Consider the following 14,950-nt stretch of genomic DNA (forward strand, 5'->3'; position numbering starts at 1 on the left):
CGATGACGACGACCAATCCAACCGACGCCAGCTTCTTCTCGAAGCTCAGCCGCATCTGGCGCCATCGCTGGATCGACGAGTCCGAGGTTCGCCGTGCACTGCCACCGGCCGCGCTGGAGCGCCTTGCAGGCCGCGTGGCCGCGAGCGAGCGACGCCACAGCGGCGAGATCCGCATCTGCGTCGAGGCCGGCCTGCCGATGTCGTACCTGTGGCGCCATGCGCCGCCGCGCGAGCGTGCCGTCACGCTGTTCGGCAAGCTGCGCGTGTGGGACACCGCGCACAACAACGGCGTGCTCATCTACCTGCTGCTGGCCGAACACGCCATCGAGATCGTGGCGGACCGCGGCATCAATGCGCGCGTAGACGATGCCGAATGGGCCGCAATGGCGCAGCGCATGGGCGCGGCCTTTCGCGAAGGCCGTTTCGAGGATGGACTCACACAGGCGCTGGAAGAAATCTCGGCCCTGCTGGTGGAACACTTTCCGCTGGGCGAGGGCGATGTGGACGTGAACGAGCTGCCGGACGAGCCCGTCGTGCTCTAGCCTTCCTGCGGCGGCAAGGCCCACACGGCATCGCCACCCACCGCATGAAAGCGCCGCCCCGGCGCCGATTCCATCAACCACCCGCCCGTGAACTCGCCAAAAGCCGGCAGCACGGCTTGCTGCGCATCGCTCACGAAGCAAGGCAGCCGCACGCTGTCGCGCCCCGGTCCGTGGAGCCTGCAAACGGGATGCAGGTGCCCCGCCAGCACGAAGTGCGTCGCATGCGACTGCGGATGGTGGCAGCAGGCGAACGGCCCGAGCAGAAAAGGCTCGTCGACCACCTCGATGCCGAGCGTGTCCGGTGGATCGCCCGCGCGGCTGTCGTGGTTGCCGCGCACCAGCGTCATCGCGACGCCCGCATGGCGCGTGCGCCATGCTTCCACCGTGGCGAGCACGGTGCGCGCCTGCGCCGCGTGCAGGAAGTCGCCGAGAAACACGATGCGCTGCGGTGCATGCCGTTCGATCAGCACATCGAGCCGCGCCAGGTTCTCCTGCGTGGTGCCGCCCGGCACCGGCTGGCCGAGCGCGCGGTAGGTCGCGGCCTTGCCCAGATGCAGGTCGGCCACGAACAGCACGCGCGCATCGGGCCACCAGAGCGCCCGCTCGGGCAGCAGATACAGCAGTTCGCCCGCCCAATGGACAGGCAACGACGATGCGGAGGAGTCTGGAAAGGTCACGGGCTGCCAGTGTCGCAAAAGACGCTCTGGCAGGCGACCGTCTTGCAATGGGCTCCAGCAGCCCCCAGCTTCTGCAAATGACCGAATCGCCCCCGCTGCACATCGTCTGCCCGCATTGCCACACGACCAACCGCGTGCGCGCGGCACAGCTGGGCAGCGCGCCCGACTGCGGCAGCTGCCACCGCCCGCTGTTCACCGGCCATTCGACCGCGCTGCCGGACGAAGCCACCTTCGACCGCCACATCTCGCGCAACGAGATCCCGGTGCTGGTCGACTTCTGGGCGCCCTGGTGCGGCCCGTGCCGGCAGATGGCGCCGGGCTACGAGCAGGCCGCGGCCCAGCTCGAACCGCGGGTGCGGCTGGCCAAGGTCGACACCGAGGCCGTGCCTGCCCTGGGCGCGCGCTTCAACATCCGCAGCATCCCGACGCTGGCCCTGTTCCGCGGTGGCCGCGAAGTGGCTCGACAGGCCGGTGCGATGAGCGCGGCGGACATCGTGCGATGGGTGAAGGCGCACGGCGCCGGCTGACCCGCTCAAAGCGGCGGCAACGGACGCGAAGGCCGCCTGCGCTCGCGCCGAGCGCCTGATGACGACTTCGCCGGCTTGCCCGGCCCCTCCTGACCGAAGGCCAGCGTGCCTTTCACGCGCTCCACGCCGCCGGCCGTGACCACACCGCCCGCGGCCTTCTCCAGCTGCTCGACCATGCGCGCAATGCGGTCGGCCACATTCTCGTTCGACAGCTTCTCGCGGAACAGCTCGACCATCAGCGGAAACGAGAACGGCGTCGGCTGCGCCAGCGGCTTCAGCACGAGCTGCTGTGTCGCCATGCGCTCGAGGCTGGCGCGCAGGCGGCCGATTTCGAGCTCCTGCGAAAGCAGCTCCTGCTCGGCCTGCTGCAGCAGCCTGTTGCCGGGGTCGTACTTGCGGAACACCTCCCAGAACAGCGAAGACGAGGCCTGCAACTGCTTGCTGCTGCGCTTCTCGCCCGGGTAGCCTTGGTAGATGAGCCCCGACACGCGCGCGATCTCGCGGAAGCGCCGCTGCGCGAGTTCGCTCGCGTTGAGCGACGCCAGCACCTCGTGCAGCAACACCCCGTGCGCGTCATCGCCCTGCGGCAGCTTCAGCACTTGCGGCAGCAGCGCAGCCCAATCGATCTCGGTCGCGCTCAGCAGCTCGAAACCGTAGTCGTTGACCGCAATCGAGAAGGTGCGCGCCTCGTGCTGCGCGACGCGCCAGGCCAGCAGGCTCGCGAGCCCGAGATGCACATGCCGGCCCGCGAACGGATAGAGGAACAGGTGCGAGCCTTCGCGCGTGCTCAGCGTTTCGGCCAGCAGTGTCTGCGGCGTCGGCAGTGCCGACCACTGCTGCTGTATTTCGAGCAGCGGGCGCACGCATTGCAGCTCGGGCGAGTCGTAGTGCCCCTCGCCGGCCAGCGCCAGCTGCTGCACCACCGCATCGGCCAGCGTGTTCGACAGCGGCATGCGCCCGCCGCTCCAGCGCGGCACCGCGGGCCGCTTGCCACTGGCGCGCCGCACCCAGGCCGTCATGTCGCGGATGCGCACGAGTTCGAGCAGCCGGCCGCCGAACAGGAAGCAGTCGCCGGCCTTCATGCGTGCGACGAAACTCTCTTCGACGTTGCCGATCTTCGAGCCGCCGAGGTACTGCACCGACATGCTCGCGTCGCTCACGATGGTGCCGATGTTCATGCGATGCCGCCGCGCGAGCCGCGCATCGGGCACGCGCCAGACACCTTCCGCATCGGGCACGGCGCGCTTGTAATCCGGATAGGCCGCGAGCGATGGGCCGCCCTGCGAGACGAAGTCGAGGCACCACTGCCAGCTCTCGCGGGAGAGGCCTTCGTACGCGGCCGTGCCTCGCACCTCGTCATACAGGTCGTCGGGCACGAAGCCACCGCCCAGCGCCACCGTCACCAGGTGCTGCACCAGCACGTCGAGCGGCTGGTCGGGCGAATGCCGCGCCTCGATGTGGCCCGCCGCAATGGCCATGCGCGCTGCCGAGCCTTCCACCATCTCGACGCTGTGCGTGGGCACGAGCGTGATGCGCGACGGCCGCCCCGGCGCATGGCCCGAACGGCCCGCGCGCTGCAGCAGCCGCGCCACGCCCTTGGGCGAGCCGATCTGCAGCACGCGCTCGACCGGCAAAAAGTCCACGCCCAGGTCCAGGCTCGACGTGCACACCACGGCCTTCAGCTCGCCGCTTTTCAGGCCCAGCTCGACCCACTCGCGCACTTCGCGGTCGAGCGAGCCGTGGTGCAGCGCGATGAGGCCGGCCCATTCGGGCTTGGCTTCGAGCATCGCCTGGTACCAGATCTCGGCCTGCGAGCGCGTGTTGGTGAAGACCAGCGCGGTCTTGCTCGCGGCAATCTCGCTGATCACCTGCGGCAGCATCGTGAGGCCCAGGTGTCCGCCCCATGGAAAGCGCTCGGCGGTGCCGGGCAGCAGCGAATCGATGACGAGCTTCTTCGGCACCTGGCCCTGCACGAGCACGCCGTCTTCATGCCCCAGCAGCGCATGCATTGCCTCATGCAGATTGCCCAGCGTGGCCGACATGCCCCAGATCGCGAGGCCAGTGTTCCAGCGCTTCAGCCGCGCGAGCGCAAGCTGCACCTGCACGCCGCGCTTGTTGCCGAGCAGCTCGTGCCATTCATCGACCACCGCCATCTGCACGTGGCCGAGCACCTCGCGGGCATCGGCGCGCGCGAGCAGCAGCGAAAGGCTCTCGGGCGTGGTGACGAGCACCGTGGGCAGGCGCTGGTTCTGCGCGCTGCGTTCGGCAGACGTGGTGTCGCCGCTGCGCGCGCCCGCGCTCCACGGATGCACCTCGGCGCCGAGGGCTTCCAGCGGCTGTTGCAGCGCACGCAGCGTGTCGGCGGCAAGTGCACGCATGGGTGTGAGCCACAGCACGGTGAGCGGCGGGGCCGCAGGTCGCGCGCTTGCCTTGCGGGCCTGCGAGAAGGCTTGCAGCGCGCCGAGCCACACCGCGTAGGTCTTGCCTGCACCGGTAGTGGCATGCAGCAGGCCGGACTTGCCTTCGCCGATGGCCTTCCAGACCTCGCGCTGGAACTTGAAGGGCTTCCAGCCGCGCGCAGCGAACCACACGTCGAGCGCCTGCTTGACGGCCCTTTTCATAGGGGCAACAACGCCGCCAGCGTCTGCAGGGTGTCCGCTTCTTCCACCGGCTTGTCTTCCCGCCACCGCAGCATCCGCGGAAACCGCACCGCGATGCCGCTCTTGTGCCGCGTACTGCGCGCGATGCCCTCGAAGCCCAACTCGAACACCAGTGTCGGCTTCACGCTCTTCACCGGTCCGAAGCTTTCCACCGTGGTCTTGCGGATGATCGCGTCCACGCGCGCCATCTCCGCGTCCGTGAGGCCCGAGTAGGCCTTGGCGAAGGGCACGAGCTTGCGGTCTTCCTGCCCGGGCGGGCCGTCCCACACGGCGAAGGTGTAGTCGCTGAAGAGGCTCGCGCGCCGGCCGTGGCCGCGCTGTGCGTAGATCAGCACCGCATCGACGCTGAGCGGGTCGATCTTCCACTTCCACCATACGCCGACGTCCTTGGTGCGGCCCACGCCGTACTGCGCGTCGCGGCGCTTGAGCATCATCCCTTCGACGCCCATGGTGCGCGCCGCTTCGCGCTGGCGTGCGAGATCGGACCAGTCTGAGCCCGTGAGCATCAGGCTCGGCAGCAGCGAGGGATGCTGCATGCGCGTGACCAGGTTGTCGAGCAGCGTGCGGCGCTGCGACTGCGGCAGCACGCGCAGGTCGCGGCCTTCCCATTCGAGGATGTCGTAGGCCAGCAGCACCACGGGAATGTCGCGCAGCAGCTTCGCGCCCAGCGTCTTGCGGCCGATGCGCTTCTGCAGCTCGGCAAAGGGCTGCACGCGGTCGTCGCGCCACACGGCGATCTCGCCGTCGAGCACGGTGCCGTCGGGCAGGGCCTCGCCGAGGACGGCGAGCTCGGGGAAGCGCTCTGTCACCAGCTCTTCGCCGCGCGACCACAGCCACACGACGCCCGCGCGCTTGATGAGTTGCGCGCGGATGCCGTCCCATTTCCATTCCACGATCCAGTCGGACGGCGGGCCCAGCGCGGCATCGAACTGCTCGAGCGACAGGTTGAACGGATGCGCGAGGAAGAAGGGGTACGGCTGGCCGCTGGTCTTCTGCACCTGCTCGGCGCTCGACTCGGGGGCGATGAGCATGCGGTAGTCGTCGGCCTTTGGCCGCGCGCCGATGTGCGTGTAGCCCATGAGCCGCTGCGCGACGCGCTTGGCATCGATGCCGCCGACCGCAGCGAGCGCCTGCGTGACCTGCAGCTTCGACACGCCGACACGGAACGCGCCGGTGATGAGCTTGAAGTACACCAGCCGCTCTTCGGCAGCGAGCTGCCGCCACTGTGCGCGCAGGCGGTCGGCGAGCTGCTCGGGCGAGGCCTTTGCGGCTTCGCGCAGCGGCAGCAGATGCTGCTCGACCCAACCGGCGAGGCCGAGGTCGTGCGCCTCGCTCGGTGGCGGCAACAGCAGCGCAATGGTTTCGGCGAGGTCGCCCACGGCGTCGTAGCTTTCGTCGAACAGCCATTCGGGCAGGCCCGCCGCTTCCTGTGCAAGCAGGCGCAGCAGCTTGGTGGGCACGAGCTGGCGCGGCTTGCCACCGGCGAGGAAGTAGACGGCCCATGCGGCGTCGGCAGCATCGGCGTCGCGCAGGTAGCGCTGCAGTGCCGCCTGCTTGGCGAGGCTCGACGTGCTGGCGTCGAGGTCGCGGTAGAGGGCGGCGAAGACTTTCATGCCTCTGCCTCTTGATCGTCTTCGTCGCCGTACTCGGTCTTGAAGCCCTTCGCGTCGAGGCCGATCTCGGTGAGCCATCGCACCATCACCTGCACGCTGCCATGCGTGACGAACACGCGCTCCGCGCCGGTGCCCGCAATCGCCTGCTGCAGGCCGGGCCAGTCGGCATGGTCGGACATCACGAAGCCGCGGTCCACGCCGCGCCGCCGCCGGGTGCCGCGCAACTGCATCCACCCGCTCGCGAACGCATCGGCGTAGTTGCCGAAGCGCTTCATCCACGGCGAGCCTTGTGCCGATGGCGGCGCGAGCACCAGCGCGCGCTTCAGCAATGCGGCATCGACGCCTTCGTCGCTCACGCGCAAGGTAGGCGGCAATGCCACGCCTGCCGCCCGGTACACGGCGTTGAGCGGCTCCACTGCCCCGTGCACGACGATCGGCCCGATGCTCGCGTCCACCCCGTGCAGGATGCGCTGCGCCTTGCCGAAGGCATAGCAGAACAGCACCGATGCGCGCCCTGCTTCCGCATTGGCGCGCCACCATGCATCGATCTCCGCGAACAGCACGGCCTGCGTGGGCCAGCGGTAGATCGGCAGGCCGAAGGTCGACTCGGTGATGAAGGTGTCGCAAGGCACGGGCTCGAAGGGCGTGCAGGTGCCGTCGGGTTCGGTCTTGTAGTCGCCCGAGGCCACCCACACGCGCCCGCCGTGTTCGAGCCGCACCTGCGCCGAGCCCAGCACATGGCCGGCAGGATGCAGCGAGACGCGCACGCCGTGGTGCTCGATGGCCTCGCCGTAGGCCAGCGTCTGCAGGACGATGTCAGGGCCGAGCCGCGTGCGCAGCGTGCCGGCGCTGTCGGTGTGGGCCAGGTAGTGCGCATGCCCGGGGCGCGCGTGGTCAGAGTGCGCGTGCGTGATGACGGCGCGCGCCACCGGCCGCCACGGGTCGATGTAGAAATCGCCGGGCGGGCAGTACAGGCCCTCGGGCCGGGCGACAACGAGGAGATCTTCTTCCTGCTTTGCGGGCATGGCACGCCATGGTAGGCGCAGCCGGGCTTGCGCGACAGGCTACGGCTTCTTGGGCCGGTTGTTCATCATGTCGAGCACGTTCATCTTCATGCCGTTGGACATGACCATGTCGCCCGGCTTCTGGTCGGCCTTGCAGGGGCCGATCCACTTTGCTTCCATGACGCTCGCGCCTTCGGCGCGGCCCATCAGCGGCGGGTTGTAGGTCGACTTGCTTTCCATGCGGTAGGCGGTGCTGAAGTCGCCGCTCATCACTGCATGCGAGGTGGCGACGGTGTTGCCGATCTTGCAGACCGAGTCCATCACCAGCTTGCCGCCGTCGGCGCGCAGCTCCTGCTTGGAGCACATGTCCTTGCCCATGCCCTGGCCCATGTCGCGCAGCGCCTTGTCACTGGCCGCGTCGATGCACTGCTGCATGGTGTGGCCGGCGCCCTTGCCCGTGGGGTCTCCGGACTGGATTTCCCACAGGCCGGGCTTGCGCGAAGGGAAATCGAGCGCGAACGCGGGACACGCGATGGCGCTGGCCGCCATGCAGGCAGCGACGGCGGACAAACGGATCTTCATGACAGGCTCCCGCAGCGGTGGACGACGATCCCCGGGTTGTACCGCGCGCACCGCGGCGGCGGAATAGCGCAATCGGCCTAAGCCGGACGCGCCTGCTGCGCCGGCGCGAGCACCGGGCCGCGCTGCCGCGTGACGACGCCGAGCGCCACACCCAGCGCGAGGCCACCCAGCACGTCGATCAGCACATGCTGGCGCACCGCCATCGTCGAATAGACGATGCCCGCGGCCCAGGCCGCGTTCACGACGCGAAGCCAAACCGGCGCACCCACATCGCGCAACTGCCGCGCCAGCATGACGCAGGCGAACACCGAGAACGAGACGTGCAGCGAGGGAAAGGCGTTGCCGGCCGAGTCGACCATCTTGAGGAACTGCAGCGAGGTGCCCGGGGCGGCCTCGACCGCGAAGTTGGGAATCGCCGTGGGCATGAACCAGAACACGAGCAGCGCCAGCACCGTCATGGCCGCGCAGCCGAAGGAGAAGCCCAGCAGCTCGCGCTTGTCTTTGGCCAGCAGCACCGGCAGCGCGATGTAGCCCCAGAGCGAGAGGTACACCGGCAGCAGCGCCGGCCAGAAGGCGATCAGCCGGTCGATGGGTGTGAGCGGCAGCACCCAGGCCTGGCCAGCGTTCTTCATGATCCAGAAGTACAGCGGGAAGAAGCCGAGGGTGGCGACCGTGTTGCCGACCAGCTTCAGGGGGAACAGCGTGATGCAGCGGCGCCAGAGGGCGGCGAGCCAGGGCTGCGTTGCCGATGAAGAAGAAGAAGAAGCGTCGGATGCGGAGGGTGTCATGGAGGCCTGAGCAGCGCGTCGCGCGCTACCAGGGCGTCCACTTTAATTCGCTTTTCGACGAAGCCACCGTGCGTTCGATGAAGCGCACCCCACGCGCGCCGTCTTCCACGCGCGGGTAGTCAGCATCCAGCGGATCGGCCGGCTGGCCCGCGAGCCGGGCGCGGATGTCCGCCGCCACGCCCGCATAGACATTCGCAAAAGCCTCGATGAAGCCTTCGGGGTGCCCCGCCGGCAGCCGGCTTGCGCGCTGCGCCGATTCGCACAGCCACGCCGCGCCGCGCGTCAACACGCGCAGGGGCCCGTCATGCGGCAGGTGCACCAGCCGGCTCGGCTGCTCCTGACGCCATTCGAGCGTGCCCAGCGTGCCCGACACGCGCAGGCGCAGGTCGTTCTCCAGGCCGGTGTTGATCTGCGAAGCGATGAGCACACCGCGTGCGCCGCCCTTGAAACGCAGCAGCAGGCTGCCGTCGTCGTCGAGCATGCGGCCCGGCACCAGCGCGCCGAGGTCGGCGCACAGGCTTTCGATCTGCAGTCCGGTGACTGTGGCCACGAGGTTCTCGGCATGCGAGCCGATGTCGCCGATGGCACCGGCCGCGCCGCTGCGTGCGGGGTCGGTGCGCCAGTCGGCCTGCTTGTTGGTGCCGCCTTCGACGTGGCTTGCGAGCCAGCCCTGGTTGTATTCGACGACGACCTTGCGGACCTCGCCGATCTGGCCCGAGCGCACCATCTCGCGCGCCTGCCGCACCATCGGATAGCCGGTGTAGTTGTAGGTGACGCCGAACACCGTGCCCTGCTTCGCCACGGTCGCGACCAGCGCATCGGCCTGCTCGCGCGTGTGCACCAGCGGCTTGTCGCACACCACATGGCAGCCCGCTTCGGCAAAGGCCTGCGCCACCGGAAAGTGCACGTGGTTGGGCGTGACGATCGACACGAAGTCGATGCGCTCGTCCTCCGGGCGCTTCAGCTCGTCGGCCAGCAACGCCTGCCAGTCGCCGTGGTTGCGGTCATCGGCCAGGCCGAGGTCTCGGCCCGAGGCGCGTGCCTTGTCCGGGCTCGACGACAGCGCGCCGGCCACGAGCTCGATCTGGCCGTCGAGCGCCATGGCCTTGCGGTGCACGCCGCCGATGAAGGCGTCGCGCCCGCCGCCGACCATGGCGTAGCGGAGCTTGCGAGAAGCGATCTCGGTCACCTTAGAAAGGCGAGTTGGGGTGGTAGAAGTCCTTGGCGTTCTCTTTGGTGATGAGCACCGAAGGAATGATCGTCGTCGCCGGCAGCTTCTCGCCCTTCAGGCGTGCCTCGGCCGTCAGCTTGATCGCGTCGTAGATGAACTTCGGCGAGTAGCTCACGTCGGCGGTGATGCGCTTGTCCTTGCCGTCCATGATGGTCTTGACCATGCCCTTGGCGCCCGCGCCGCCGAAAATGATCTTGATGTCGTCGCGCTTGGCCTGCTCGATGGCCTTCAGCACGCCCACGGCCATGTCGTCGTCGGCGGCCCAGATGGCATCGATGCTCTTGAAGCGCGTGAGGTAGTCCTGCGTGACCTTGAAGGCGTCGTCGCGGTTCCAGTTGGCGTACTTGGCGTCGAGCAGCTTGATGTCGGGGCTGCTCTTGAGCACGGCATTGAAGGCGTCCATGCGCTCGTTGTCGAGCGTGGTCGCAATGCCGCGCAGCGCCACCACGTTGCCCTTGCCGCCCAGCTGCTTCACGATGTATTCGGCCGGGATCTTGCCGAAGGCCGTGTTGTCGCCGGCAACGTACGCATCTTGTGCGCTGGTGTCGGTGAGGCCGCGGTCGACCACGGTCACGTAGGCGCCCTTGGCCTTGACCTGCGCGACGGGCTTGGTCAGCGCCGCCGACTCGAACGGGAACACGACCAGCGCGTTGATCTTGGTGACGGTCGACAGGTCTTGCAGCTGGTTGGCCTGCTCGGGTGCGTTGGCCGCCGTCTTGATCGTGATCTTCAGGTCCTTGTGTTCCTTCTCCAGGTCTTTCTTCGCCTGGTTGGCCCAGTAGTTGATGCCGCCCATGAAGCTGTGCGTGGCCGCGGGAATCGAAACGCCGAGGTTGACCTTTTCCGCGGCAAGCGCGGGCAGGCTGGCGAACGCTGCGGCGGCAACTGCCGTGAGTGCGAGGCGTCGGGTGAAAGTCGTCATGCTGGGTGTCTCCTTGTGGTTGATGGAACGAACGGGAAAGGGATTAGCGGCGGCCTCGCTGGAGGAACGCGACGATGATGATCACGAAGCCCTGCACCGCAGCGTTCAGGTACACGCTGATGATGCTGGTGAGGTTCAGGATGTTGCTGATGACCGAGAGCAGGATCGCGCCCACCACGGTGCCGGTGATGCTGCCCGCGCCGCCCTTGAGCGCGGTGCCGCCGACGATCACCGCGGCAATGGCTTCGAGCTCCCACAGCAGGCCGGTGGTCGGCGAGGCCGAGCCCAGGCGCGGCACGTACAGCAGCGTGGCAATGCCTACGCACACGCCGAGCAGCACGTAGGTGAGGATCTTCACGCGGTCGACGTCGACTGCCGCGTAGCGCGCCACCTGTTCGTTCGAGCCGATGGCCTGCACGTAGCGCCCATACGCTGTGCGATTGAGGATGACTCCGCCGATGACCGCGACGATCACGAACACCCACACCGGCACAGGGATGCCCGCGAGGCTCGCGTAGTACACCGGCGCGTAGAGGTCCGACAGGTCGTTGTCGAGCGTGAGCGCGCCGCCGTCGGCAAAGTACGTGAGGTATGCGCGGAAGATGCCGAGCGTGCCCAGCGTCACGATGAAGGGCTCGATGCGCCCCTTGGTAATGAGCAGGCCATGCGCGAGCCCGAACACCGCACCGAGCACCACCGCCAGTACAGCGCCCATCACCACTGCGAGCAGCGGCGAGCCCGAGGCCGGGCCGGCCCAGTTGATGAACATGATCACGCTGCCCGCGATGAGTGCGGCCATCGAGCCCACCGACAGGTCGATGCCGCCGGAGATGATCACGAAGCACATGCCCACCGCGATGATGCCGATGAAGGCCGTGCGCGTGAGCACGTTCATCGCGTTGTCGAGGGTCGCGAAGTCGCCGTTCAGCAGCGTGCCGGCAATGCACAGCAGCACGAGGCCGATGACCGGGCCGAGCCCGTGCAGGCGCTGCACCCAGCCCGGCTTGGCCTCGCTGCGGTGCTGCTGCTGCGCGGCTTCAAGCGTCTGCGGTGGTGTTGGCTGTTCCGGTGGCATGAGCGATGAGCTCCTCTTCAGTCAGATGGTCCGCGTCGAGTGTGGCAACGAGACGGCCCGCGCGCATCACCGCGACGCGGTGGCACAGGCCGATCAGCTCCATCAGCTCCGACGAGACGACGATCACCGCGAGCCCTTCGCGGGCGAGTCGCTGGATCAGGAAATAGATGTCGCGCTTGGCGCCCACGTCGACGCCGCGCGTGGGCTCGTCAAGCACCACCACCTTGGGCTGCGGCTGAAGCACCTTGGCGAGCGCGAGCTTCTGCTGGTTGCCGCCCGACAGCGACGACGCCTTGACGTCGAGCGAGCCGGTGCGAATGCCGTAGTCCTTCACCGCCTCGGCCAAGGCGCCGCGTTCGGCCTCGGGCTTGAGCCAGGGCTGGGCGTAGCGTTCGAGCGCCATCAGCGTGAGGTTCTGGCGCAGGCCGAAATTGACGTGCAGGCCCTTGCCCTTGCGGTCTTCGCTGAGGTAGGTGAGGCCGTGCTTGGCGGCATCGCGCGGGTTGCGCCAGCCCTTGTCGTGGGGCACGGGCTTGCCGAGCATCTCTACGCTGCCGCTCGCGGGGCGCAGGCCGAGCAGGCCCTCGAAGAGTTCAGTGCGGCCCGCGCCGACGAGGCCTGCGAAGCCGAGGATTTCGCCGGGGCGCACTTCGAAGCTCGCGTCCTGCGCCCAGCCGGGCACGCAGAAGTTGCGCACGCGCATGGCGGGCGCGTCGGCGGCGACGACCACGTCGCGCGGCGGGTAGAGGTCGGCCAGTTCGCGGCCCACCATGAGGTTGGCCATCTGCTGGCGCGTGACCTCGGACGTCGGCGCGCGCGCGACGAAGCGGCCGTCGCGCATGACGATGACTTCGTCCGTCACCTGCTCCACTTCGTCGAGCTTGTGCGAGATGTAGACGATGGTGACGCCATCGGCGCGCAGCTGGGCGATGAGCTTGAACAGGCGTTCGGTCTCGCCCGGCGTCAGCGTTGCCGTGGGCTCGTCCATGATGAGCAGGCGTGCGCGGCGGGCGATGGCTTTCGCGATCTCGACGAGTTGCTTCTCGGCGACGATGAGCTTTCGCACCTTGGTGCGGGGGTCGATGGTCAGGCCCACTGCTGCAAGTGCGGTGGCGGCGTCGCGTTCCATCGAGGCATCGTCGAGCAGCCAGCCCTTTTTCTTCTCGTGGCCGAGGAAGATGTTCTGCGCCACGCTCAGGTCTTCGGCGAGATTGAACTCCTGGTGGATCAGCACGATGCCCAGTGCTTCGGCATCGCGCGAGCTCGCGAACTGCTGCGGCTGTCCGTTGACGCGCAGCGTGCCTCCGCTCAGCGGCTCGTAGCCAGCCAGGATCTTCATCAGTGTGGACTTGCCCGCGCCGTTCTCGCCGAGCAGGCCGTAGACGTGGCCGGGCGCGAGCGCAAAGCTCACGCCGTGCAGCACCTGCACGGGGCCGAAGGCCTTGACCACGCCATCGAACTCGACAGCGACGCTGCCCTTGATGTTCTCGGCCGCGTTCATGGCGCCACTCCGCGGGCCTTCAGGGTCTCTTGCATCGCGAGCACGCCGGCGCCGATCAGGCCGCCCTGCATGCCCAGCGGCGTGTACTGGATTTCCAGATGCCGCGTGGAGAGCGCCAGTGAGCGCTGGTACACGCTCTGCCGCACGGCCGCAAGAAACAGCGGGCCGATGCGCGTGATGCCGCCGCCGATGAACACATGCGACGGATTGAAGAAGTTGACGACCGACGCGAGCATCTGCCCGATCAGGCTGCCCGCGCGCTGGATGATGGCGTTGGCGGCCGTGTCGCCGCCGCGGCTGGCCTGGCCCACATCGATGGCGTCGATGCGCCCATGCACGCGCAGGCACTCGGCCAGCGTCGCGCTCTCGCCGGCCTCGGCCGCCTGCATCGCCATGCGCGTGATCGCGGGGCCGGCGGCCATGGCCTCGACACAGCCGAGGTTGCCGCAGTGGCAGCGGGGGCCTTCCTGGTCGACGCAGATGTGGCCCACGTCACCGGCCGAGCCTGCGGCGCCGCGGTATACCTCGCCGTGGCAGACGATGCCGCAGCCGATTCCGGTGCCGATCTTGATGACGAGGAAGTTGGTCAGCGAGCGCTTGAGGCGCCACAGCTCACCGAGCGCCATAAGATTCACGTCGTTGTCGACGAAGACGGGCGCGGCGTAGTCCTCGCGCAGGTAGTCGCGGATGGAGAAGCTGTCCCACGCGGGCATCAGCGGCGGGTTCACGAGTTGGCCGATCTCGAAGTTGACGGGGCCGGGCACGCCGATGCCGATGCCGAGCACGTCCTTGGCGCTCGCGTTGCAGCGGGCCAGCAGTTCGCGCATGAGCGTGCGCACGCGGGCCAGCACCACGGCCGGGCCTTCGCGCACGTCGGCCGGTTCGTCGTGCTGCGCGAGCACGGTGAGATCGGGCCGAAGCACGGCCACGTCGAGGCTGGTGGCGCCGATGTCGATGCCGACGAGCACGCCAAGGCCGGCATGCAGTTGGAGGTTTTCCGCGCGGCGACCGCCTGAGGAACGTTGCAGGCCGGCTTCGGCGAGCAGGCCCTGGTCGACGAGGCCGGCGATCAGCCCGTTGGCTTTGCTCTTGGAAAAGCCGAGTTGCTCGGCCATGGCGTGGCGCGAGCCGCCGGCCGACCAGAAGGTCGTTTCCAGCAGCCGCATCTCGTCCGCAGTGATGCCACTCCAGGGTGCCACGCGCTTTGTCTCCGGTGTTCTTTTGCTTTGCGCCCGCAGCCCGGCTGCTGGACGAAGGCGAATACTAGGCGGCGCTCTTCAGCCAGACAAGGCCGAACTTCGACCATGTTTCAGCCAAAGATGATCGAGCGAAAGCGTACGGACGCAAAAAAGCCGCCCGAAGGCGGCTTCTTGTCGGAGCAATCGGGAAGACCGATTACTTCTTCTGGCGGTACTTGCGCAGGGCGGCGATCTGGGCGGCCATCACGGCCAGCTCGGACTGCGCCATCGCGATGTCGATGTCGCTCTTCGCGTTCTTCAGCGCTTCCTCGGCGGCGGCCTTGGCCTGGTTGGCCTTCTCGTCATCGAGGTCCTTGCCGCGGATCGCGGTGTCGGACAGCACGGTGACGGCGTTGGGCTGCACCTCGAGAATGCCGCCGGCCACGAAGACGAACTCTTCCTTGCCGTCGGCCGTTTCGATGCGCACGGCGCCGGGGCGGATGCGCGTGATCAGCGGAGTGTGGCGCGGATAGATGCCGAGCTCACCGGCTTCACCGGGCAGCGCGACGAACCTGGCTTCGCCCGAGAAGATCGACTCTTCCGCGCTGACCACGTCGACGTGAATGGTGTTTGCCATCTGAGTTCCTATG

General features: G+C 68.2%; 14 protein-coding genes. 2 read left to right on the top strand and 12 right to left on the bottom strand.

Going from position 1 to position 14,950, the window contains the following annotated elements; all coding sequences use genetic code 11:
• The first annotated feature begins 2 nt into the window (after positions 1-2).
• Positions 3-542 carry a TPM domain-containing protein gene (locus tag ACTG4X_RS32115; RefSeq protein ID WP_440532856.1) on the top strand — a complete coding sequence of 180 codons (540 nt, stop codon included), beginning with the start codon at positions 3-5 and terminating at the stop codon, positions 540-542.
• Here the strand turns inward: ACTG4X_RS32115 and pdeM are convergent.
• Positions 539-1,219 carry a ligase-associated DNA damage response endonuclease PdeM gene (pdeM, locus tag ACTG4X_RS32120; protein ID WP_440532857.1) on the bottom strand — a complete coding sequence of 227 codons (681 nt, stop codon included), beginning with the start codon at positions 1,217-1,219 and terminating at the stop codon, positions 539-541. The genes ACTG4X_RS32115 and pdeM overlap by 4 nt on opposite strands.
• A gap of 77 nt (positions 1,220-1,296) precedes the next feature.
• Between pdeM and trxC the strand changes: the two genes are divergently transcribed.
• The gene (gene trxC, locus ACTG4X_RS32125) at positions 1,297-1,746 is read left to right on the top strand and encodes a thioredoxin TrxC (RefSeq protein ID WP_440532858.1); all 450 of its coding nucleotides are present in this window, start codon (positions 1,297-1,299) and stop codon (positions 1,744-1,746) included.
• A gap of 5 nt (positions 1,747-1,751) precedes the next feature.
• Here the strand turns inward: trxC and ACTG4X_RS32130 are convergent, their stop codons facing one another.
• From ACTG4X_RS32130 to ACTG4X_RS32180, 11 genes are all read right to left on the bottom strand, one after another.
• Complete coding sequence (locus ACTG4X_RS32130) at positions 1,752-4,367, bottom strand: ligase-associated DNA damage response DEXH box helicase (protein ID WP_440532859.1); 2,616 nt, start codon at positions 4,365-4,367, stop codon at positions 1,752-1,754.
• The gene (locus ACTG4X_RS32135) at positions 4,364-6,019 is read right to left on the bottom strand and encodes an ATP-dependent DNA ligase (RefSeq protein ID WP_440532860.1); all 1,656 of its coding nucleotides are present in this window, start codon (positions 6,017-6,019) and stop codon (positions 4,364-4,366) included. The genes ACTG4X_RS32130 and ACTG4X_RS32135 overlap by 4 nt, the downstream gene beginning before the upstream one ends.
• Entirely contained in the window at positions 6,016-7,044 is a 1,029-nt protein-coding gene (locus ACTG4X_RS32140) for a ligase-associated DNA damage response exonuclease (protein ID WP_440532861.1), read from the bottom strand. Before ACTG4X_RS32140 ends, ACTG4X_RS32135 begins: the two co-directional genes overlap by 4 nt.
• Before the next feature lie 39 nt (positions 7,045-7,083).
• On the bottom strand, positions 7,084-7,605 hold the full coding sequence (locus ACTG4X_RS32145; protein WP_093178508.1) for a DUF3617 domain-containing protein: 522 nt from the start codon (positions 7,603-7,605) through the stop codon (positions 7,084-7,086).
• Between the two features lie 77 nt (positions 7,606-7,682).
• Positions 7,683-8,393: a phosphatase PAP2 family protein gene (locus tag ACTG4X_RS32150; protein WP_440532862.1), complete on the bottom strand. Its 711-nt coding sequence runs from the start codon at positions 8,391-8,393 to the stop codon at positions 7,683-7,685.
• A 25-nt stretch (positions 8,394-8,418) separates the two neighbouring features.
• Positions 8,419-9,546 (bottom strand): Gfo/Idh/MocA family protein, encoded by a 1,128-nt coding sequence (locus ACTG4X_RS32155; RefSeq protein WP_440534449.1) that lies wholly within the window; start codon positions 9,544-9,546, stop codon positions 8,419-8,421.
• Positions 9,547-9,583: 37 nt separating this feature from the next.
• Complete coding sequence (locus tag ACTG4X_RS32160; RefSeq protein ID WP_440532863.1) at positions 9,584-10,546, bottom strand: substrate-binding domain-containing protein; 963 nt, start codon at positions 10,544-10,546, stop codon at positions 9,584-9,586.
• A gap of 43 nt (positions 10,547-10,589) precedes the next feature.
• Entirely contained in the window at positions 10,590-11,621 is a 1,032-nt protein-coding gene (locus tag ACTG4X_RS32165) for an ABC transporter permease (RefSeq protein ID WP_258352628.1), read from the bottom strand.
• Positions 11,584-13,122, bottom strand: coding sequence for a sugar ABC transporter ATP-binding protein (locus ACTG4X_RS32170; protein ID WP_440532864.1), 1,539 nt, complete (start codon positions 13,120-13,122; stop codon positions 11,584-11,586). The genes ACTG4X_RS32165 and ACTG4X_RS32170 overlap by 38 nt, the downstream gene beginning before the upstream one ends.
• A complete protein-coding gene (locus ACTG4X_RS32175; protein ID WP_093079044.1) occupies positions 13,119-14,288 on the bottom strand; it encodes an ROK family protein in 1,170 nt (389 codons plus the stop codon). Before ACTG4X_RS32175 ends, ACTG4X_RS32170 begins: the two co-directional genes overlap by 4 nt.
• 229 nt (positions 14,289-14,517) lie before the next feature.
• On the bottom strand, positions 14,518-14,937 hold the full coding sequence (locus ACTG4X_RS32180) for a F0F1 ATP synthase subunit epsilon (protein WP_093057730.1): 420 nt from the start codon (positions 14,935-14,937) through the stop codon (positions 14,518-14,520).
• Between the last annotated feature and the right edge of the window lie 13 nt (positions 14,938-14,950).

Source organism: Variovorax sp. YR566 (assembly GCF_051992195.1).
Classification (GTDB): Bacteria; Pseudomonadota; Gammaproteobacteria; order Burkholderiales; family Burkholderiaceae_C; genus Variovorax.

Excerpts from the sequence above, each read along its gene's own strand:
- ACTG4X_RS32115 (WP_440532856.1), top strand. The coding sequence starts at position 3 with ATGACGACGACCAATCCAACCGACGCCAGCTTCTTCTCGAAGCTCAGC.
- trxC (WP_440532858.1), top strand. The coding sequence starts at position 1,297 with ATGACCGAATCGCCCCCGCTGCACATCGTCTGCCCGCATTGCCACACG.
- ACTG4X_RS32130 (WP_440532859.1), bottom strand. The coding sequence starts at position 4,367 with ATGAAAAGGGCCGTCAAGCAGGCGCTCGACGTGTGGTTCGCTGCGCGC.
- ACTG4X_RS32135 (WP_440532860.1), bottom strand. The coding sequence starts at position 6,019 with ATGAAAGTCTTCGCCGCCCTCTACCGCGACCTCGACGCCAGCACGTCG.
- ACTG4X_RS32140 (WP_440532861.1), bottom strand. The coding sequence starts at position 7,044 with ATGCCCGCAAAGCAGGAAGAAGATCTCCTCGTTGTCGCCCGGCCCGAG.
- ACTG4X_RS32145 (WP_093178508.1), bottom strand. The coding sequence starts at position 7,605 with ATGAAGATCCGTTTGTCCGCCGTCGCTGCCTGCATGGCGGCCAGCGCC.
- ACTG4X_RS32150 (WP_440532862.1), bottom strand. The coding sequence starts at position 8,393 with ATGACACCCTCCGCATCCGACGCTTCTTCTTCTTCTTCATCGGCAACG.
- ACTG4X_RS32155 (WP_440534449.1), bottom strand. The coding sequence starts at position 9,546 with ATGGTCGGCGGCGGGCGCGACGCCTTCATCGGCGGCGTGCACCGCAAG.
- ACTG4X_RS32160 (WP_440532863.1), bottom strand. The coding sequence starts at position 10,546 with ATGACGACTTTCACCCGACGCCTCGCACTCACGGCAGTTGCCGCCGCA.
- ACTG4X_RS32165 (WP_258352628.1), bottom strand. The coding sequence starts at position 11,621 with ATGCCACCGGAACAGCCAACACCACCGCAGACGCTTGAAGCCGCGCAG.
- ACTG4X_RS32170 (WP_440532864.1), bottom strand. The coding sequence starts at position 13,122 with ATGAACGCGGCCGAGAACATCAAGGGCAGCGTCGCTGTCGAGTTCGAT.
- ACTG4X_RS32175 (WP_093079044.1), bottom strand. The coding sequence starts at position 14,288 with ATGCGGCTGCTGGAAACGACCTTCTGGTCGGCCGGCGGCTCGCGCCAC.
- ACTG4X_RS32180 (WP_093057730.1), bottom strand. The coding sequence starts at position 14,937 with ATGGCAAACACCATTCACGTCGACGTGGTCAGCGCGGAAGAGTCGATC.